Origin of the sequence: Tenacibaculum holothuriorum (assembly GCF_002120225.1) — a bacterium.
Lineage (GTDB): Bacteria > Bacteroidota > Bacteroidia > Flavobacteriales > Flavobacteriaceae > Polaribacter > Polaribacter holothuriorum.
On sequence record NZ_LAPZ01000008.1, the window covers coordinates 1 to 715 of the forward strand.

Here is a 715-nt window from a genome sequence, read left to right on the forward strand (position 1 = left end):
CAATCATACAATTACTGTAGACTACGGAAGCGGATGTACAAAAGATATTACTGTAAACGTAGCCGATGACCAAGAGTTTATGGCATCAGTAATTCGTCAGAGTGATGTAACATGTTTTGGAGGAACAGATGGAAGTATTACAATTGAAGCTTCCCAAGCTCCATTTGACTATAATTACAATGGATCATGGTTAACGTCAACTACAACGGAGTTTACAATAACCGGATTAGATAATATAACCTATTCAATTCAAGTACGACCAAATGCTACTTCACCAGCAGCTTGTACCTTAAGTTTACCAAACGTAACCTTAAGTGAACCAGCACAAGTTGTAGCCAATGCGACTATAACTAAGCAGGTAACTTGTAATCCGGCAACAGGCGCAACAATACAACCAAGTGCAGTAGGCGGAACAGGTTCGTATACTTTTGAGTTACGTGATGGAGCAACAGTATTACAAACAGCGGTACCATTTACAGATGTAGCCGCAGGAAGTTATACAATTGTAGCGATAGATGGTAATACATGTAGATCACAGCCATATGCTTTAACTATTGCGGCACCACAACCCGTATTACACACAGCAGATGTTGTAAATAGATGTTACGACGGAAGCAACGGAGCTATACAAGTAACAGTAGATCAAGGAGTTCAAGATTACCAGTTTAGAATAAATGGAGGAGCATGGGTAAGTCCAACACCAGCAACTGCAACT

General features: G+C 40.3%; 1 protein-coding gene. It reads left to right on the top strand.

Annotated elements, in window-relative coordinates; all coding sequences use genetic code 11:
• The coding region (locus WH52_RS10525) for a SprB repeat-containing protein (protein ID WP_143592140.1) at nt 1–715 on the top strand (715 nt) is incomplete at both ends.